Source organism: Erythrobacter sp. JB1-15, assembly GCF_057365035.1.
In genome coordinates, this window is record NZ_CP200295.1 from 3,124,541 (window position 1) to 3,143,052 (window position 18,512).

Below are 18,512 nucleotides of genomic sequence, written 5' to 3' on the forward strand. Positions count from 1 at the left end.
GCACAATGGCGACGAAGCCCGGCCCGCCCATCTCGCCTGCGGGAATGGCCGCGTTAAAGGCGCGCTATGACGATTTGCTCGGCACGCAGCGCCCAGAAATCGTCGAGATTGTCAGCTGGGCAGCGGGCAATGGCGATCGCAGCGAGAACGGCGATTACCTTTATGGCCGCAAACGCATGCGCGAGATTGACCGCGAGCTAGCCTATCTGGCGCGCCGGATGAAGCTGTGCCGCGTGGTCGATCCGGCGAACCAGCCTGACAAAACGCGCGTGTTTTTCGGCGCAAGGGTGGAATTGGCGGATGAGGATGATGCGCGTCAGACGGTGCAGCTTGTCGGTGATGACGAACAAGATGCCAGCAAAGGGCGGATCGGATGGAAATCGCCCATGGCAAAGGCGCTGAAAGGCGCAAGTGTCGGGGATTTGCGCACAGTAAGACTTCCCGCAGGCGCGAAAGAATGGGAAGTGATGGCGATCCACTATGAATAGAGCCGCTACCCTTGCCCTTATCCTCACCGCTTTGGTGGTCGCAGCCCCTGTCGCCGCGAAGGATTCTGCTGGGCGTGTATTCCAATTGGGCCGCGTTTCGTGATCCGGAGACGCCGCGGTGTTACGCCATCGCCAAGCCTCGCAATGCCAAAAAGGCAGGCAGCTTCGCCAGCATTGGCACATGGCCCCGCCGCAATATCCGCAATCAGCTGCATATCCGGCTGTCAGCAGCGGCGCGCGGTGGCACGTCGGCGCGGCTTCGGATCGGCAGCGACACTTTTGAACTTGCCACAAATGGGCGCAATGCTTGGGCCAAGGATGCGCGCATGGATGCCGCCATCACTGCCGCCGTGCGGTCCGCATCAAATATGAACCTTTCGTTCACTGCCGCCAATGGCCGGCGCTTTACCGATCGCTACAGCCTCCAAGGGGTTGCAACCGCGATGGATGCCAGCGTCGTGGGCTGCGCCAAGCGGTAAGGCCTGCGCTGGCTAGTCAAACCATGCGCGCGCGCCTATATGCGCGGGCACACACCATGCCAGATACAACTCTCATGACCATTCCGGGCGGCGATAACCCGGTCCCTGCCCCGCGCGATATCACTCCGCGCGAAGATGGGCGTGTGGATCTGATCGGCCTTGCCCGCCCGCGCATTCGCGAACTGTTTGCAGAGGCTGGCCTCGATGCGCGGCAGGCCAAATTGCGCTCCAAACAGGTGTTTCACTGGCTCTACCACCGGGGCGTGACTGATTTTGACGCGATGACCGATATCGCGAAAACGATGCGCCCATGGCTGAAAGAGCGCTTTGTCATTGGCCGGCCCAATGTGGTCGAAGCGCAGCATTCATCCGACGGGACGCGCAAATGGCTGCTCCAAACCGATGATGGCCACGATTTCGAAATGGTCTTTATCCCTGATGAGACGCGCGGAACCTTGTGCGTGTCCAGCCAGGTTGGCTGCACACTCAATTGCACGTTCTGCGCAACGGGAACGATGCGCTTGGTGCGCAATCTGACGCCGGGCGAGATTGTGGGTCAGGTGATGCTCGCGCGTGATGCTCTGGGCGAATGGCCCAAAGGCGCGATGGATTTTGGCGATGAGGAAACCGCCGCGCATTACACCTCTGATGGCCGCCTGCTCACCAATATCGTGATGATGGGCATGGGCGAGCCGCTCTATAACTTTGACCATGTGCGCGACGCGCTGCATCTGGTGATGGATGGCGATGGGCTGGGTCTGTCGAAGCGGCGCATTACCTTGTCCACCAGCGGCGTTGTCCCGATGATGGAGCGCTGCGGCGAAGAGATCGGCGTCAATCTCGCGGTCTCGCTCCACGCGGTGACCAAGCCTGTGCGCGACGAGATTGTGCCGCTTAATCGCAAATACGGCATCGAAGAATTGCTGCAGGCGTGCGCCGATTACCCCGGCGCGTCCAATGCGCGGCGCATCACGTTTGAATATGTGATGCTGAAAGACAAGAATGACAGCGATGAGGATGCGCATGAATTGGTGCGCCTTCTCAAACAATTTGATCTGCCCGCCAAGGTGAACCTTATCCCGTTCAACCCGTGGCCGGGGGCTGATTATGAGTGCTCTACTCCTGAACGGATCAAATCCTTCAGCGATATCGTATTCGAAGGCGGCATCAGCGCGCCTGTGCGCACCCCGCGCGGGCGCGATATTGATGCAGCTTGCGGCCAGCTGAAAACGGCCGCCGAAAAGAAAAGCCGAGCGCAAAGAGACCGCGAGGCGGCTGCAAAGGCAGCAATCGACGCAGAAATTTCGAACATATAACAGCGTTAAATCAAAGGGTTACGCGCCAAATTCCACGGGGACGACCAAAAAATGAAGTCGTCTCCGTTCCTTTTGTAACGCAAACCACAAATCAGCCGAACTACTCAGTGTTACATGTGATGAAAATCACACTCCAAATTAAACAAGGAACACTGACAATGAAAAAGACAATGATTGCTATCGCCACCGCCGCTCTCGCAGTTCTTTCAACCAATGCAGCAGCCGCTAATATTTCAATACCTCCCCCGAGCCAAACTATTACTTATAGTGTTGATGTAAAAACACCGGTTCAAACTTCGATTGAAACTGCCGAATTGCGCGGCAAGCGTTACAGCAGCCTGCGCCACAAGCGGATCGCAAAGCTCAAGCACAAAGGCTTTCACAGCAGAAAACTTCATGGGCATCACAAAGGCTTTCGCGTTCAAAAGAAAACGCATCTTAAGCACCATGATCACTTTGCGCATGACCGCAACTTTCATCATCACAATCTCAAAGCGAAGCATTTCAAGCGCAAAAGCGTAAAACGCTTCAAATACTGACTCGCAAAAAACCCATAAGACAGACGCCCGGAACCTGTGTTTCGGGCGTTAGCTTGTCACGGGGCGCTTTGTCCCTTCCCCGTTAAGGGCTAGAGCAAAACGGATGATGATCGACCCGGCCACTTACAAATTCTACCAATCGCGCGCGCCGCATTTTTCGCTGAGTTCGGCGATCAGCCATTCGCGGCATCTCGACACATTTCTGGATCGTTTATCACCCGGTGCCCGCGTGCTTGAACTGGGCTGCGGCGCGGGGCGTGATGCGCACCGGATAAAGCAGCGCGGGTTCGACCTTGATGCCACAGACGGCATTCCTGCGATGATTGCCAAAGCGAATGAGCGCCACGATGTGGCCGCGCGGCTCATGCGGTTTGATGAATTGGCCGCCGATGCAGATTATGATGCGGTGTGGGCGCATGCTTGCCTGCTGCACTGTCCCCGCGCGCAATTGCCCGATATTCTTGGCCGGATCTGGAAATCACTGCGCCCGGATGGCTGGCATTATGCCAGTTTCAAGCTTGGCACCGGCGAAGGGCGCGATTTGCTGGGCCGGCTGCACAACTTCCCCGATGCGAATTGGGTGCGGCGCGCCTATACAGATGCAGGTTTTGCCATAAAATCGGAGGATATCTTCGCTGGTAAAGGTTCAGATGGCACCCAGCGCGACTGGATCGCGATCACGGTTCAAAAGGAAGCTTGATCGGTGCGCCTTTCCTACGGCCCGGTTATGTGCTGCAAGTGTGTTATGGCATTCGCATCATCCCTCTCACTCTCGCTTGTTAAGCGCCTTGCGGTTGGTGACTTTTTCTTTCCAGGACCGTGTAACATGCGGTCCATGCTTCAGGCTTTGGCCTTCGAACCTGAACAAGAGGCCGCAGCGTGAAAGCGCAGAATCGAGGCGATCTGCACCGGCACAGCGCGCCCCTTCAACGGGGCGGAGCTGAGCGCGATTGCGAAACGGGCGCGCAAAGGCGCAGTGCAAGTGCTCGCCGATGGCTTTGCCCCTGATGAACAGGCCGACAAGCGCGTGCATGGCGGGCCTGACAAGGCGGTCCATGTCTATCCGCTCGATCACCACGATGCCTGGCGCGCTGAGCTGGAGGATGCAGCCGCAATAGCGCTGCTGGATGAACCGGGGGCGTTCGGATCGAACCTGGCTCTGCGCGGGATCACAGAAGGCGCCGTGCATATCGGCGACCGCTTTCGCCTTGGCACTGCGCTGCTTGAGGTAAGCCAGCCGCGCCAGCCATGCTGGAAGGTTGATCACCGCTTTGGCGTGAAAGGCATGACAGCGCGGATCGTGAAGACAGGCAGGTCAGGCTGGTACATGCGTGTGCTGGAAGCTGGCGAGGCTGAGGCAGGCGAAGTGATGGAACGGGCCGAGCTGGGTGATGAGGCGTGGAGCGTTGAGCGCGTGTTCGGCGCGCTGATCGCAGGCAAGGCTGCCGCTGAAGAACTGGAAGCGCTCGCGCGCCTTGCTCCCCTTGCCCAGGTCATGCGCGATGCGGCAGCCAAGCGGCTTAAGGCGGTGCGGACATGAGCGCCGCTGCTGCCCAGCCTACCCTGCCGGCCGTGCTCGTCACCGGAGGCGCAACCCGCATCGGGGCTGCCATCGCGCGCGGCTTTGCCGAGGCAGGCTGGCATGTGGTGATCCATTACAAGAGCTCTGCTGAACCCGCTCAGGCACTGGCGGACACCTTGCCATCGGCTGAAGTCGCGCAGTGCGATCTCACCGATGACGACGCGGCTGTTCGCATGATCGAAGGGTTAGCAGACGCGATGCCCAATTGGCGGTGCCTGGTGAACTCGGCATCGGTGTTCGACTATGACGATGCGCGCCAGCTTGATCCTGTCATGAACCGGGAAGCGATGCAGATCAACGCGCTGGCCCCTGCGCGCATGGCGCAGGCCTTCCTCGCTGCCGCGCAAGGTGACGGAGTGCGAAGCGTGATCCAGATCACCGACATGAAGATCGCCAATCCCAATCCCGACTTCTTCAGCTATACGATGTCAAAACACGCGCTGGCCTCCACCATAGCCATGCTATCCATGGGCGCGGCGGGCAAGGACGACCGGGTCTATGGCATCGCGCCAGGCGCGATCCTGGCAAGCCACGATCAAAGCGAAGAGGAAACCGACATCTCGCACACGCTCAACCTGCTTGGCCGCAAGACGGGCGCGGACGAGATCGCTGATGCTGCGCTGTTCCTCAGCACTGGCGTGATGAAGAGCGGGCAGACCCTGTTCATCGATAGCGGCCAGCACGCAATGCATCAGGACCGCGATGTCATCTACCTCGCCCGCGCGCTTGCAGGATTGCAGGTATGAAACGCCATTCGCTCATCACGAGGGCTTGGCACTGGATCAACGCGGCAGCGCTGCTTGTGCTGTTCATGTCGGGCCTTGGCATCTCAAACGCGCATCGGCACCTGTATTGGGGCGATTATGGCTATGACCCGGCAGATGCGTGGATGAGCGTGATGCGCTTTCCGGGATGGATCACGCTGCCTTCAACCTACAATCTGGCTGCATCGCGCGATTGGCATAGCATCGCGGCATGGGTGTTCGGGATCGCCTTGTTGGTGATGTGGACCGCGATGCTGGTGAACCGGCACTTCACGCGTGACATCATGGCAAGCGCGCGTGACTGGTCGCCGCGCCAATGGTGGGCAGTGCTGCGGTCGAACCCGCGCAAAACCAAGGCGCTGGATGGGGCCAAGTACAATTCAGTTCAAAAGCTGCTCTATGGCGCAGTCCTGGGCATCGGCCTGCCGCTGATGATCGCAACAGGGCTGGCGATCAGTCCTGGCTTTGAGCCAGCTGCCCCGTGGCTGGTTGATCTGCTGGGCGGGCGGCAAAGCGCGCGCTCGCTGCACTTCATCGCTGCTTGGGGGCTCGCAGGCTTTGCAGCGCTACACATCACTATGGTGCTGGTGGCAGGGCCATGGCGGCTGGTGCGAGGCATGATCACAGGCGGGGCAATGCGGACGGGCAATAAGGGCTACTTTGATGAGTGAAACGGACGGCAAAGACATCCCGCGCAGAGGATTGCTTGCAGGCTTGGCCGCGCTGGGAACAGGGGCGTGCTCAGATCTGGGCAAGACAGATGCTGCGGGCCGCATGTTCGATGCTGCTGAAGACTGGCACCGCGCAGCTCACCGCACATTGGCCGGGAAGCAAGCGCTCGCACGTGAATATGCACCCGAGGACCGGTCGCCCGATGTCAAAGGCAATGGATCAGTCACAGTCGACAGCGATCTTTACCGAGACCAATTGGCCAAAGGGTTTGCCGATTGGCGGCTGTCAGTTGGCGGGCTGGTTGAGGAGCCTTTGCGGCTGTCGCTTGAGGAGCTTAAGGCCCTGCCCCAGCGCACACAGATCACGCGGCACGATTGTGTTGAGGGGTGGAGCGCGATTGCCGAATGGACAGGGCCGCAGCTTGGCACCTTGCTTGATGCGGCGCGGGTCAAGCGCGAGGCAGCGTTCATCGTCTTTCGCTGCGCAGATGTGCTGTACGGAGAACCCTATTACGAAAGCGTCGATCTGGTCGATGCCTATCACCCGCAAACGATAATCGCCCATGCTCTGAATGGCGCCCCCCTGCCCGAGAAAAACGGCGCTCCCCTGCGCATGCGGATAGAGCGGCAATTGGGCTACAAGCATGCCAAGTATCTGACCGGGATTGAGGCTGTTTCAGACCTCGCAGATATCGGCAAAGGTAAAGGCGGGTTTTGGGAAGATGAATACGGTTACCAATGGTATGCGGGCATTTAGGCGGGGTATTTGCGCTCCATCGCGTTCCAGCAAATCGCAATGATCTCTTCCAAAACGGAAAGGTCAATATCGGCAAGCTTGTTCACATACACACAGCTTGCCCCCGTCTTGTGCTTGCCCATCTTGGCCAGCAATTGATCGACCCGCTTTCCGGTGACTTCATCGCAATACCGGCCCATCAGATAGAGCGAATGCTTGGCCTTGCGCGGACTGAACCCTGAACGTGCGGCATCGCCTTCGCGTCCGCTATCATATTTGTAGTGATAGCTGCCAAAACCAATGATGGACGGCCCCCACATATGCGCTTTCTCTCCAGTTGCCCGCTCAAACAGTTCAAGCAGGACCCGCGCATCGTCGCGTTTTGAGACCGGCTCAACCGCTGCGATAAAGTCCTCAACCGCGACATCGGTTGGTTTGGTTTTAAGCTCCGCCATTTTATCCCCTCGCTTTTGACAATTCCCCTGTAACGGATCGAGCATTTCTTTAGAACACCGTTCGACAGATTCAGGAGACAAGTATGAGCAAGGCCCTTCTAAGGCGATTTCTGTCCTCTGGCGTGAAGCAGGGGCGATTGGGCGTTGTATTTGCCGATGGCAGCGCAGAAACATTTGGCGAACCAGCCAAAGGCTTTCCCGAAATCGTCCTACGTCTAACCGATGGGAAAGTGCCGCGCGATATCATCATGGACCCGCGCCTTGGTGCTGCCGAGGCTTTTATGGATGGGCGACTGGTGATTGAGGAAGGCGATGTCATGGGCCTCGTCACATTGCTGCGCGCAAACAATGCATGGGACAAAGGCGGCGATATCGGCCCGCCCAGCCTCTCGCGGCGGCTCATAGGTAAAGCAAGCTTTGCAATCGAACGGGTCAACAACCGCGTATCCTCCAAAAATAACGTTGCGCACCACTATGATATCGGCAACGAGTTTTACGCCCTGATGCTCGATCCTGAGCATTGGCAGTATAGCTGCGGTTATTGGCCTGATGGCGTCAAAACTCTTGGCGAGGCGCAAACGGCAAAACTTGCGCATATCGCGGCAAAGTTAGCTGTTCGGCCCGGCAACAGCATTCTGGACATTGGGTGCGGATGGGGCGGCATGTCGATCTTTCTTGCCCAAAACTACGATGTGAATGTCACTGGGATCACCTTGTCCGAAGAACAAGCGGATCTTGCCCGCCAAAAGGTGCGCGATGCGGGCCTTGCCGATAAGGTGAGCATTGAACTCGTCGATTATCGCGACTTTGCTGCTGCCGGGCGCAAGTTTGATCGGATTGTCTCGGTGGGCATGTTTGAGCATGTCGGCCAGCCGCAATTCGATGCTTTCTTTGAAGCCTGCGCAAACCTGCTGCGCGATGATGGCACCATGCTGCTTCACACCATCGGGCGGATGGGATCGCCGGGATCAACCGATGCCTTTACCCGCAAATACATCTTTCCCGGCGGCTATATCCCCGCGCTTTCCGAAACGGTTGCCTCGTCAGAGAAATTCCGTCTGATCGCGACCGATGTCGAAACGCTAAGGCTGCATTACGGCAAAACCCTGCGCTGCTGGTATGCCAATTGTATGGCGAACAAAGATCAGATGATCGCCATGTATGACGAGCGATTTTTCCGCATGTGGACGTTCTATCTGGCCGGCGCTGCGACCGTTTTTGAATATGGCAGCATGTGCAATTACCAAATCCAGTTCGCGCGCAGCCGCCATGCTTTGCCGATAACGCGCGGCTATATCGAGGCGGAGGAAAAGCGGTTGCTCGCCAAATAGCGGTCAGCCTTAATTGCTCTTGGGTGCCTCGCCTTTTTGGCTTGAGCGATAGGCTGGCCCAAACCCTAACAAAGCTGCCCCAATAAGAGGCGCTGCCACAACTGAAAGGCGGATGCCGGTCCAGCTGTCTGGGCTGGCAATCGTAACGCCTGCGGTTGCGGCAAGGCCTGCGCAGATGAGCAGCACACCAAGAACCACGCGCACTTTGGGCACAGTCCGCCCGCCTCTGATCGCGGTAAAAGTGCGCTCATGTCGGGCGAAAATCGCTATCATTGGCAGCAGTGCAAGAATGTAGATGCCGAGCCAGATCGGGCGCGTTGCCCACCATTCCCCGGTGCCAGGAACGCTGTCGAGACCCGCCCCGCCAAATCCGAGCCACACCACTGTCATTACCAGAACAAACGCAGTGAGGTGCCACAGATAGACGGTCATGATCATGCCATTCATCAGGACAGTCGCGGTCCAAACGGTCAGATTGTCTAGCATTTTCCTGCCCAATGGCTCCAATGCCAGCACCAGACCAACCTGCGCCGCCCCCAAAGCAAACAGCGCGAGAGTTGGCGGCAGCGAATTGGAGAAACCGCCGGGTGCAGACACCATCGAGACAGGATAGAAACCGTATACAGTGATCGAAACCAGTGCCGCGGCGCTCAGACCGAACCACGCAAACGCAAAGCCGCGATTGTCAAATCGTCCATCGCGCCAAGCATAACCCAGCTGATGGATGGCCAAAAACACCCACATGAAATTGGTGAAGTTGATGTACGGCCAACCTGCGGTGAATGTCAGCCAATCGACCGCCACTGCAATAGGAATATAGACGGCGAAACTCAGCCAGCCGAACCGGTCCCACGCTTTGCGAGTGAGCGGGGTACAGGCAGTGACCAGCAGATACACCGCAAGGAACCAGACAGGGATCAAGGCAGCCTCTGTCGCGTCGCGGATTTGCTGGCGATCAAGCCCAACCTGCGTCATCACAACCGCCAGCACAGCCCACAAAAGCAGCACCGGAAAAGTCGGCGCGATCAGCCGCTGCACGCGGCTCGCTAGCCAGTCGCGATAGACACCTGTCTGGCCCGGTTCAGCTTTACGCAAGGTAGCGTCCCAGCTGACCCCGTTCGAATAGCCGCCGACCAGAAAGAACACCGGCATCACCTGAAAAGCCCAGGTCAGCCAATGCGTCCAATTGGCGACCGACAGCAGATCACCGCGCTGCAACGCGCCCGTTTCATCGACGTACAGCCCCGCCATGAGCCAGTGCCCGAACACCACCGCCAAAATCGAGACAGCGCGCAGGAAATCAACCCAGCGATTGCGCTCTGGCGGGGCCATTTGCGCCAGCTCGCGCGCTTTCGACCACATTTTCAGCATTGCCAGCCTCCCCTGATGCGCTTCCATATCTTGGAATGGTTAAGCCCTTACGCAAGTCTTTTGGCCGCAAAACCGCTGAAACCGTTGCCGCTGGCTCTCCCCCTGCTAGCCGCGCTGCGCATCCGTTTTTCTCCCCTTTCAAGGTTTTTAGGTATGTCAGACATCAAGCGCGTCGTTCTCGCCTATTCGGGCGGTCTTGATACCTCGGTTATCGCCAAGTGGTTGAGCGTCGAGCGCGGATTGGAAGTCGTGACATTCACTGCCGATCTCGGCCAGGGCGAAGAGATTGAGCCAGCGCGCGACAAGGCTCGCGCCATGGGCATTCCTGATAAGCACATCTTTATCGAGGATCTGCGCGAAGAGTTCGTGCGCGATTTCGTTTTTCCGATGATGCGCGCCAATGCCCGGTATGAAGGCGATTATCTGCTCGGCACCTCGATCGCGCGCCCGCTCATCTCCAAGCGTTTGGTTGAGATTGCGCATGAAACGGGCGCGGATGCGATTGCGCACGGGGCTACAGGTAAAGGCAATGATCAGGTCCGCTTTGAGCTTTCCGCCTATGCGCTTGACCCGTCGATCAAAGTGATCGCTCCTTGGCGCGAATGGGATTTGACCAGCCGCACCGCGCTGATCGAATGGGCCGAAGCGCATCAGATCGCCGTTCCGCAGGACAAGCGCGGCGAGGCACCGTTTTCCACCGATGCTAACCTGCTGCACACCTCGTCTGAGGGCAAAGTGCTCGAAGATCCGTGGGAAGAGACCCCTGATTATGTCTATTCGCGCACCGATCACCCAGAAGATGCCCCCAACACGCCTGAGTATATCGAGATCGGCTTTGAGCGCGGTGATGGCGTCTCTTTGAACGGCACAGCGATGTCGCCAGCACAGCTTTTGACCGCTCTCAATGAGCTCGGCCGCAAGCATGGGATTGGGCGGCTTGATCTCGTTGAAAACCGCTTTGTCGGGATGAAGTCGCGCGGCATGTACGAAACACCAGGCGGTGAAATCTATGCGCGCGCGCATCGCGGGATTGAGCAGATCACGCTGGATGGCGGGGCTGCCCACCTCAAAGACGAGCTGATGCCCAAATATGCGCAGCTGATCTACAACGGCTTCTGGTTCGCGCCTGAACGCGAGATGCTGCAAGCCGCGATTGACCGGTCGCAGGCCCAAGTGAGCGGCACAGTGCGCCTCAAACTCTGCAAAGGCGTTGCCGGCATTGTCGGGCGCAAATCGGACCAGTCGCTTTATTCCGAGGCGCATGTGACTTTTGAGGACGATGCCGGCGCATACGATCAACACGATGCGGAAGGGTTCATCAAATTGAACGCCCTGCGGCTCAAACTGCTCGCCCAGCGCGATCGCGGCTGAGTTTTTCGAGTCGCGGCGATGCCTGCGACACCTTTGCGCTGACCAACGCAAGTTTCGAAAAGCGGTACTGGCCATTTCATTCCCAACAGAGTGAACGCTCTGGCGAAGAACGCCGCTCGCCAAACCCATTTGCGATAAGCCGTTCAGTTGTCCACTCTCCTCCACAAGCGATTCTGCCAAAAGTGGACAACTTGCGTTTTCGAGGCTTGTCCAAATCCGATTCCAAGCGCAGTCTACAACTGTTCTTGAGGCAAAAGAGTTCGAAACAGTCGGTTGCAAGACCTTGATTGATTTGGATGACTTTGAATTAAGAATACGGTGGTTACTGTCCACGCACTGTTCGAGAGTCGGATTAACGACAGCTGAGGTTTTTCGGAACTGATGCTCGAATTAAGACGGATCGTTTGAGGATAGCGCGAAGTGTATCACCGTTAAGGCCAAAACGCTTGTCGGCGATTGAGGGGGCTTTGCTGGGTCAAACCAGCGCTGGGTCAAACCAGAACAGCAACCGTTTGAAAGAGCAGACGCATAAGCGATTTGACCTCGGTTTGAAGGATAAGAGACGGACGAATTATGACAGCTTCGGCTGGAATGAGACGAGACCGAACTTGACCAGAAAAGCCGGATGCCGGTGCGAGCGCCGGTGAGGAAACCTGACGCCAGTTACTCCCCCGGGAGCGACGCGTCAGGCAGATACGCCGGGCGCCAAGTGCACTTCAATGGCGAAGCACCCAAGCCAGCTTGCTGGCAAAGGAGCGGACCCGAAGCGACCACGCGCTGGTGAGAGTGGGGTCGGCAGCAATGCCGGCCCCATTTGCTTTTGGGGCCGCTATTGCAACCTTGCAAACAGGCGTATTGAGAATCGCCGCTCCTTTCTCTATGCGATCCTGCTTTGCCAACGGTACCCTATGCAACAATTATGGTCTTTTTGCCTCAGGCCGTATGCATTGTGTCCCGTATGAGCGCGCGGGCGATTGCAACCTCCGACCGCGCCTGCCTATACCGTGCGCGATGGGAGTAGGAAAACGCTATTTGCCTGGCTTGCCAGACGCATTGCGGCGTGTGCGCTTGGTTCGCGCCGCCAAGGCGGCAATGCTGTGCGCACCTCTTGTCTTTGGTCTTGCCTTTGGCTTCACCGCTGCGCCTGCTCAAGCAATGCAGGACCAAGCCTCTGGTAGGGCCCCAGGCGCCTCGCCCTCTTTCACCGACAGTTTCGCGCCCTATAACGACGATACCGCGACCGATCTGCGCATTCCGGCGGACGCGGTGGACCTCTCAACTTTCAAGCCCAAGCGCGAAAAGCGCGCGCCCGTTTTGGGTGGCCGGGTCGTTCGCAGCCTTGGCACAGGGGTTGCCTCCTATTACGGGCGGCGCTTTCACGGCCGCCTGACCGCCAATGGTGAACGGTTCAACATGCGGGCTATGACCGCGGCGCACAAGACGCTGCCATTTGGTACCAAGGTCCGCGTCACCAATCCCAGCAATGGCCGCGCTGTTATCGTGCGGATCAATGATCGCGGACCGTTTATCAGAGGGCGCACGATTGATCTGTCACGCGGCGCGGCCGAGAAGCTCGGCATGATTTCGCGCGGGCATGCGCGGGTAAAGCTTGAGATTGTTCGTTAGTCACATCTCAATGCGCGGATTGGCTTGCTTCGAATAGCCGCTGACATGCCAGTAAACGGTCGCGCGCGCCGTGCCCGACGTGTTGCGAAACACCACCGCTTCATCCTTACGGATATATTGGACGAAGCGCTCTCGCGGGGCGAGAGTGCGGACTAACCGGCGGGTAATCGCGCCATCTTCCGCTGTGCTTTCAACCAGCATGTCTATCGGCACAGAGCTGCGATTTTGACCATCCACGTCGATTCGTTTGGGCGTTTCGCCTCCAATGACCAGCGCGGCCCCGGCGGGCACATTGCTGTTTTTGGATATGCCCGCTTGAACGGGAATGGCTATGACAAGCGATATGGCGGTAAGCGCCAAGCTCAGTTTTCTCATTGTACGCTTTCTTCGTTTTTCGGAGAGTTCCACTCCTGATAGCCCATTCCCAGATTGCTGGTCGTGCCCGCGATCCGAACACGCACATGCGCTCGGGTGGTTGCCGACGTGTTGCGCAGCCATGCCGCTTCTCCTTGTGCAAATCCGGCTTTGAATGTGTCTCCCGGAGCGATTGTCGTCACCAGCGTGCTTTGCCCATCTTGTGCGGCATAGACCTCAACACCAACATCGCCTTTGTTCTCGCCTTTGACGGTGAATGCGCCAGGCTGTTTTCCGCCAAGCACGAAAGTCTCGCGCGCATCGATGTAGACATTCGATGAAATCGCAGCGGATGCTATCGGCGCTGCGATTACCGCGGTTGTAATCGCGCCTGCCAATGCAATCCCTATATGCGTTCGGGAGGGGAGTAGGAAAGCCATAATCAGTGTCTCCAGTTGTCGCTTATCCCACGCGCCAAGCTACGCAGTATGCTTCAGTGCGGATGCAAACGGACAGTTCGCTCGCTGTCCCACGTCAGACCAAGGTTGCAGTTTTGACTGGCAATCAGCGCGCAAGCATGGGACATGTGTTAACCAGAGAAGCACCCACCCAAACCGCACGCGAAAGGCTGCATTTCACGCGTGCTTTCAGGAGCCTACCGCAATCGCCACTCGCCATCCCACAGCCCAGCGAAGGGCGATTGCGCCTCAGCGGTCGGCTGACAAGGCGCAGTTTGCAATCGATCGCCAATGGCCCATCATCGACACCTGTCTGGTCGCGGCTGTCATTGCCGCGGTGCTGTTCAACCTCCAGATCGGATCGCTGACCCCGCTTGTCATCATCGCGTGCATCGGATCGTTCGCGGCGCTGCGGTGGGAGCGGCTCTACCCCATGGTCGCGCAGTGCTGGCCGCTGCTTGCCCTGCCCGCCTTTGTCACGCTTTCGGCGGCCTGGTCGCCTGTGCCATCCACCACGCTCTATTACGGCGCAGTCTACACGCTGACCGTCATCGCTGGCGTGATGCTGGGCGGCGGCATGCGCGCGCGCTCCTTCGTCATTGGCATGTTCGCAGCTTTCGCTTTCTACTCCATTATGAGCCTCGCCTTTGGCCGCATGGTCCACTGGGGCGATGGCGCTGGCGATGCCTTTGCCGGCCTTGCAGGGTCCAAGAACTCGTTTGGCGACTTCACCGGGCTTGCTGTCATCTCGACGGTTGCAGCAGGCGCGCTGTTCACGATCGAGCGGCGCTGGGTGCTTGCCGCGTTCTGCGCAGCGCTGATGCCGATCCTCGCGCTCAACCTGTACATGGCCAAGGCAACCTCTGCGCTTGTCTCCACCGCGCTTGCCGCTGGGTGCCTCATCGCGTTTCTCGCCTCGCGCAGGCTTGAGATCCAGGCGCGTTCGGGCATTCTCATTGCCGCCGTGCTGGTCGTGCTTGGCGCGATTGCAACCATGGACTTCTGGCTGCCTCCGCTGTTCGACCTGTTCCTTGATGCCAGCGGCAAAGACCGCGGGCTGACTGGCCGGGTGGACCTGTGGGCGCATGGCCGCACCATCATGCGCGATGCCCCGGTGCTGGGCATCGGGTACAACGCGTTCTGGCTGCACGGCAACCTTGATGCAGAGCATCTGTGGCGCATGATGGGCATCTCAACCCGGATGGGCTTCAACTTCCACAACACCTTCATGGAGATCCGCGTGCACACCGGCTGGGTCGGCCTCGCGCTGTTCGTCGGTGTTTGGCTGTATGCCGCGCTGCGCGTCTTCCTGCGCGCTCTGCTCAGCCCCGCAATCCCGCTTGTCATGGCCGCTGCAATCGTCATCTTCTTCTCCATGAAGCTGCAATTTGAGGTCATCGGTTTTGAGACCATGCACTTCTCCACCATCATCGGCTTTGCCGTGCTCGCCATGGGGATGCGCAGCGCGGGCAAGGCCACCATTCAAGCGCCATCCCGGCGATAGGGGGCACCTATGGGCATTCTCGGCACAGCCAAACGCAGCGTCTTTCGAACCATCGCATCCAACCGCACCGCCTTGCCTGTGCGCGCCATGCACAAGGCTGCGACCTTCATCGATGATGCGGTCAACAACCGCGGGTCTGAGTTCCATGAGAACGGCGAGGCAGACCTGCTCAAACGCCTTTCTCCTGCCAATCTCACCACCGTGTTCGACGTGGGCGCCAATGTCGGCGAATACACCCGCGCCGCGCTTGCCGCTTTCCCATCAGCCACTGTGCACGCTTTCGAAGTTGCTCCTGAAACCGCCGCCGAGTTCGCCGCCAATCTTGCTCCCGCCATCGCTGACAAGCGCGTGCTCCTCCACCCTTACGGCTTGTCCGACCAGGCCGGCACGATGGACATGTACTACTACCCCGACAACAACCAGCTCACATCCTATTCCAAGCGTCACCCAGAGCATCATTCGGTCAAGTTCACAGCCGATATCAGCACGTTAGACACCTATTGCGACACCCATTCGATTGACGCCATCGACTTCCTCAAGATCGACATTGAAGGGCATGAGTTCAAAGTCATCCAGGGGGCGAAACGCCTGATTGCCAAAGGAGGGGTCGCAGCGCTCCAGTTCGAGTTTGGCGCGTTCAACACCGGGTCCAAGTTCATCATCCGCGATTACTACGAGCTGCTGCCTGACTACTGGATTGGCAAGGTCTTCCCCCGCAATGTCGACTTTCGCAAGTACAGCTGGACGATGGAGGAGTTCAGTTTCTGTAACTATGTGGCGGTTCACAAGTCGCGTCCTGATCTGCGCGATCTGCTGAGCTAGAGGCCTCCTCAGCGCCAGGTTCGGCTTTCCACCACTCGCGCTCACCCGCTTCAAAGGCGAGCAATTCAGCCCATTCTATCGCATCTGTCCGCTCGGTGCTGGTCGCGCGCTGAGCGGGGCGCATGGCGTCTTCGGGGCGGGCCGCTTCCATGGCGGACAGCCGCGCCTCCAGCGATCCGGGGCCTGTATCCGCCTCTTCCTCAGCGTCCTCCGAACCGTCAGTCTCATGAGACATGGCCCGAGACATGGACCGCATGTTACACTGTCCTAAAGGTAAATTCCCGCCCCTCTCAGGGCCTCCCTCACCGCCTCCGTCATTCGCCTCGTTCTGCGCCGCAACGGCCGCGCTGTCAGCGCATGTGGGCAGCACAATCTCGGTAAGGTCCAGCTCCACGCTCTCACGCTCCCGCCGCGCGCGGGCGCTCGCGCCTGTCAACGTGCCCTCACTCTGCCCGTCGCTGTTGCCGTCATTGGCGCCCTCAAACGCCGAGACCACCGCGTCAAATTCGCCTACCAGCTGCGCGACATCCTCGCTTTGCGCTTTCTTGTCGAGCCGCGCGAGATGCGCCAGCAGCAGCCGCGCATCATAGCGCCTGCGCGTCGCCACAACCTCGCCGTGGTAATAGACCTGCTCCTCCACCCCGTGCATCGCGCGGCTGGCAAGCAAGTCCTCCGCCCGCTCGCGCGCAATCACCAGCGCTGCATCGACGCCCAGGCGAAACGCCCGGCACGTGCGCCGCAAGCGGTAGATCGTCTGATGCGACACAGACGCCGCCCGCGCCGCAATCCGCACTTCGCCCGTCTCCGCCAGGTTCATCAAAAACACCCCCTGCCGGGCCCGCGTAAACTGGCTCTGCTGCGGCCGAGCGGTGTCCTCAGGAAGCGCCTCAATCAAAGCCGGCAAAGACGGCGCGCGGTGGCGCGGGGGATATGTGGGTGTGTGGGACATTTGTGGCTCCTTGGAAGTTTGGGAGCCGAACCAGTTATACGGTTTTGGGGGAGTAGGAAAATGGGAGGTGTGAGAGGCCGAGCTGCGGCCCCACCCCGCTCGTCCTGAGCCTGTCGAAGGACCGCACTTCTTTAAGGATCCAAGAGCAGAAGAAAGAACAGTCCGTTGGTAAGCTCAGGACGAGCCCTTCGACGAGTTCAGGACGCGCGGAGTTTTTGACCCAAGCCATCACCCCGGCCCCGCGTCATCCGCGCCTCTTCGTCATCACCGCGCACGGCTCTCCTGAGCCTGCCGAAGGGCGGGGAGCCAGCGTGATGGGCTCGGCATGGGTGGGGTTTCGCGCAGAGAGCGCAGAGGAAAGCGAGACGCGGAGGAAGGGGTGAGCGCCGAAGGAGGGCCTTCAAACCAAACCCACCCCCAACCGCGATACCTGCCCCTGCGAAAGCAGGGGGCATGCGCGAGGGGAGCGAGGAGTCGCAGCGAAGCGGAGACGGCCAAAGGCCACCCCGCGAGCCGATAAGTGAGCGCTAACAGCCGTGCGATGCCATACACTCATTCCTCATTAAGACTGCACCGCCCAATGCCTCTCGAAGCGAATGGCTTGAAAGTTTTTCGGGTGCCGATCTGATCTGCGCGATTTGTTGGCATTACAAAACACCTAACCACCCAAGGCAAAGCGTTAACCACAAATCAAACTCCCGCTCCTATTGCCCGAAGAAAAGGCATTAAATCAGGGGCTCAACTACCATGTTCTGGCAACGCTTTTCCCGCATTGGGCTGGTAATCAATATCAAATCGCTGCTTGTCGTCATTCTGGCAATTGCGTCCACTTGGGCCTGCCTGCGGCTCAATTTGGTAGCCGATTATCCGCTCACGATCATTTCGACCGCGGTGATCTTCCCGATCGTGTTTTCTATTGGTCACGCATACAAGCGCCGAGAATCTGCGCTGGATGATTACGGCACGATCAAAGCGCATGGCCGCGCGCTCTATTTCGCTGCACGCGATTGGCTGCCTGATGACGGCAGCGGCGCAAAAGAAGAACGCCTTCGCCATATCGAGCGCGCCTTGGCCGAATTGCTTCGGTCATGCCGCGCGATGTTCAAAAGCGAGCGTGTCGATATGCCGCAGACAGAACGCGCGGTTTACGCTGCATTTTCTGACCTTTCCGGCTTTGTAAAACGGATGCGCAGCGAAGGGCTGGCAAGCGGAGAATGCAGCCGGTGCAATCAATATGTCTCCAAAATGATCGTCGCGTTTGAAAGCGTCAAACACATCTACCAATACCGCACACCGCGCACTTTGCGCGCATTCAGCGATGTCTTCATTGTGCTCTTACCGCTGATCTATGGACCGTTTTTCGCGTTTTGTGCCATCGAGTATCAGGCCCCCGTTTTGACTTATGTGATGCCGGTTTTATTTGCGGTGATCCTGACGGGATTGGACAATATCCAAACCCATCTGGAAGATCCCTTTGACCAGATCGGCCCCGATGATGTGGCCATCAATGCAGAGAAATTTGTCGAGCTTTTGGCATGCGGCGAAGATGATGAGGTATGCGATGATGCGCGCGGGCTTCAGAGCAAATTGGGCGATGCGATCGGCAGCAAAGCGGCGGCTTGAGGTTTCGCTCCGATCCGTCATCCTCATTGTGTTTCAGGATAACCTTTGATCCTCGCACCCCGTGGCTGGCTGT

At 58.6% G+C, this 18,512-nt stretch carries 20 protein-coding genes; 15 read left to right on the top strand and 5 right to left on the bottom strand.

All coding sequences use genetic code 11. From position 1 onward, the window contains the following. Nucleotides 1–5: 5 nt before the first annotated feature. The 9 genes from greB (at nucleotide 6) to AC0V6L_RS15095 (ending at nucleotide 6,596) form a co-directional block, all read left to right on the top strand. Nucleotides 6–488: a transcription elongation factor GreB gene (gene greB / locus AC0V6L_RS15055; RefSeq protein WP_486154966.1), complete on the top strand. Its 483-nt coding sequence runs from the start codon at nucleotides 6–8 to the stop codon at nucleotides 486–488. Between the two features lie 74 nt (nucleotides 489–562). Next, complete coding sequence (locus AC0V6L_RS15060) at nucleotides 563–967, top strand: invasion associated locus B family protein (RefSeq protein ID WP_486154967.1); 405 nt, start codon at nucleotides 563–565, stop codon at nucleotides 965–967. Nucleotides 968–1,023: 56 nt separating this feature from the next. Beyond that, complete coding sequence (gene rlmN, locus AC0V6L_RS15065; RefSeq protein ID WP_486154968.1) at nucleotides 1,024–2,283, top strand: dual-specificity RNA methyltransferase RlmN; 1,260 nt, start codon at nucleotides 1,024–1,026, stop codon at nucleotides 2,281–2,283. A gap of 158 nt (nucleotides 2,284–2,441) precedes the next feature. Continuing rightward, a complete protein-coding gene (locus tag AC0V6L_RS15070) occupies nucleotides 2,442–2,822 on the top strand; it encodes a hypothetical protein (RefSeq protein ID WP_486154969.1) in 381 nt (126 codons plus the stop codon). Between the two features lie 103 nt (nucleotides 2,823–2,925). Further along, the gene (locus tag AC0V6L_RS15075) at nucleotides 2,926–3,522 is read left to right on the top strand and encodes a class I SAM-dependent methyltransferase (RefSeq protein WP_486154970.1); all 597 of its coding nucleotides are present in this window, start codon (nucleotides 2,926–2,928) and stop codon (nucleotides 3,520–3,522) included. A 282-nt stretch (nucleotides 3,523–3,804) separates the two neighbouring features. Then, nucleotides 3,805–4,362, top strand: a complete 558-nt coding sequence (locus tag AC0V6L_RS15080; RefSeq protein WP_486154971.1) for an MOSC domain-containing protein — start codon at nucleotides 3,805–3,807, stop codon at nucleotides 4,360–4,362. After that, nucleotides 4,359–5,150 carry an SDR family oxidoreductase gene (locus AC0V6L_RS15085; protein WP_486154972.1) on the top strand — a complete coding sequence of 264 codons (792 nt, stop codon included), beginning with the start codon at nucleotides 4,359–4,361 and terminating at the stop codon, nucleotides 5,148–5,150. Before AC0V6L_RS15080 ends, AC0V6L_RS15085 begins: the two co-directional genes overlap by 4 nt. Continuing rightward, entirely contained in the window at nucleotides 5,147–5,839 is a 693-nt protein-coding gene (locus AC0V6L_RS15090) for a cytochrome b/b6 domain-containing protein (RefSeq protein ID WP_486154973.1), read from the top strand. The genes AC0V6L_RS15085 and AC0V6L_RS15090 overlap by 4 nt, the downstream gene beginning before the upstream one ends. After that, nucleotides 5,832–6,596, top strand: coding sequence for a molybdopterin-dependent oxidoreductase (locus AC0V6L_RS15095; protein ID WP_486154974.1), 765 nt, complete (start codon nucleotides 5,832–5,834; stop codon nucleotides 6,594–6,596). Before AC0V6L_RS15090 ends, AC0V6L_RS15095 begins: the two co-directional genes overlap by 8 nt. On the opposite strand, the gene AC0V6L_RS15100 is transcribed toward AC0V6L_RS15095, so the two are convergent. Continuing rightward, on the bottom strand, nucleotides 6,593–7,030 hold the full coding sequence (locus AC0V6L_RS15100) for a DUF1801 domain-containing protein (protein ID WP_486154975.1): 438 nt from the start codon (nucleotides 7,028–7,030) through the stop codon (nucleotides 6,593–6,595). The two genes, AC0V6L_RS15095 and AC0V6L_RS15100, sit on opposite strands and share 4 nt — an antisense overlap. A gap of 83 nt (nucleotides 7,031–7,113) precedes the next feature. On the opposite strand from AC0V6L_RS15100, the gene AC0V6L_RS15105 reads away from it, so the two are divergent. Then, complete coding sequence (locus tag AC0V6L_RS15105) at nucleotides 7,114–8,361, top strand: class I SAM-dependent methyltransferase (RefSeq protein ID WP_486154976.1); 1,248 nt, start codon at nucleotides 7,114–7,116, stop codon at nucleotides 8,359–8,361. 9 nt (nucleotides 8,362–8,370) lie between these two features. Here AC0V6L_RS15105 and AC0V6L_RS15110 read toward each other — a convergent pair whose 3' ends face one another. Further along, nucleotides 8,371–9,732 carry an acyltransferase family protein gene (locus tag AC0V6L_RS15110; protein ID WP_486154977.1) on the bottom strand — a complete coding sequence of 454 codons (1,362 nt, stop codon included), beginning with the start codon at nucleotides 9,730–9,732 and terminating at the stop codon, nucleotides 8,371–8,373. Between the two features lie 153 nt (nucleotides 9,733–9,885). Between AC0V6L_RS15110 and AC0V6L_RS15115 the strand changes: the two genes are divergently transcribed. Both AC0V6L_RS15115 and AC0V6L_RS15120 read left to right on the top strand, forming a co-directional pair. Beyond that, nucleotides 9,886–11,103, top strand: a complete 1,218-nt coding sequence (locus AC0V6L_RS15115; RefSeq protein ID WP_486154978.1) for an argininosuccinate synthase — start codon at nucleotides 9,886–9,888, stop codon at nucleotides 11,101–11,103. A 1,092-nt stretch (nucleotides 11,104–12,195) separates the two neighbouring features. Further along, on the top strand, nucleotides 12,196–12,729 hold the full coding sequence (locus AC0V6L_RS15120) for a septal ring lytic transglycosylase RlpA family protein (protein ID WP_486154979.1): 534 nt from the start codon (nucleotides 12,196–12,198) through the stop codon (nucleotides 12,727–12,729). Here the strand turns inward: AC0V6L_RS15120 and AC0V6L_RS15125 are convergent, their stop codons facing one another. Continuing rightward, on the bottom strand, nucleotides 12,730–13,104 hold the full coding sequence (locus tag AC0V6L_RS15125; RefSeq protein ID WP_486154980.1) for a hypothetical protein: 375 nt from the start codon (nucleotides 13,102–13,104) through the stop codon (nucleotides 12,730–12,732). It lies immediately after the preceding gene. After that, nucleotides 13,101–13,523, bottom strand: coding sequence for a hypothetical protein (locus AC0V6L_RS15130; protein ID WP_486154981.1), 423 nt, complete (start codon nucleotides 13,521–13,523; stop codon nucleotides 13,101–13,103). Before AC0V6L_RS15130 ends, AC0V6L_RS15125 begins: the two co-directional genes overlap by 4 nt. Before the next feature lie 355 nt (nucleotides 13,524–13,878). Here AC0V6L_RS15130 and AC0V6L_RS15135 point away from each other — a divergent pair, with 355 nt between their 5' ends. Further along, nucleotides 13,879–15,045 carry an O-antigen ligase family protein gene (locus AC0V6L_RS15135; RefSeq protein WP_486154982.1) on the top strand — a complete coding sequence of 389 codons (1,167 nt, stop codon included), beginning with the start codon at nucleotides 13,879–13,881 and terminating at the stop codon, nucleotides 15,043–15,045. A gap of 9 nt (nucleotides 15,046–15,054) precedes the next feature. Further along, nucleotides 15,055–15,867 carry an FkbM family methyltransferase gene (locus tag AC0V6L_RS15140; protein ID WP_486154983.1) on the top strand — a complete coding sequence of 271 codons (813 nt, stop codon included), beginning with the start codon at nucleotides 15,055–15,057 and terminating at the stop codon, nucleotides 15,865–15,867. On the opposite strand, the gene AC0V6L_RS15145 is transcribed toward AC0V6L_RS15140, so the two are convergent. Continuing rightward, nucleotides 15,803–16,816 (bottom strand): hypothetical protein, encoded by a 1,014-nt coding sequence (locus AC0V6L_RS15145; RefSeq protein ID WP_486154984.1) that lies wholly within the window; start codon nucleotides 16,814–16,816, stop codon nucleotides 15,803–15,805. The two genes, AC0V6L_RS15140 and AC0V6L_RS15145, sit on opposite strands and share 65 nt — an antisense overlap. 747 nt (nucleotides 16,817–17,563) lie before the next feature. Here AC0V6L_RS15145 and AC0V6L_RS15150 point away from each other — a divergent pair. Further along, nucleotides 17,564–18,439, top strand: coding sequence for a hypothetical protein (locus tag AC0V6L_RS15150; RefSeq protein WP_486154985.1), 876 nt, complete (start codon nucleotides 17,564–17,566; stop codon nucleotides 18,437–18,439). Nucleotides 18,440–18,512: the final 73 nt, after the last annotated feature.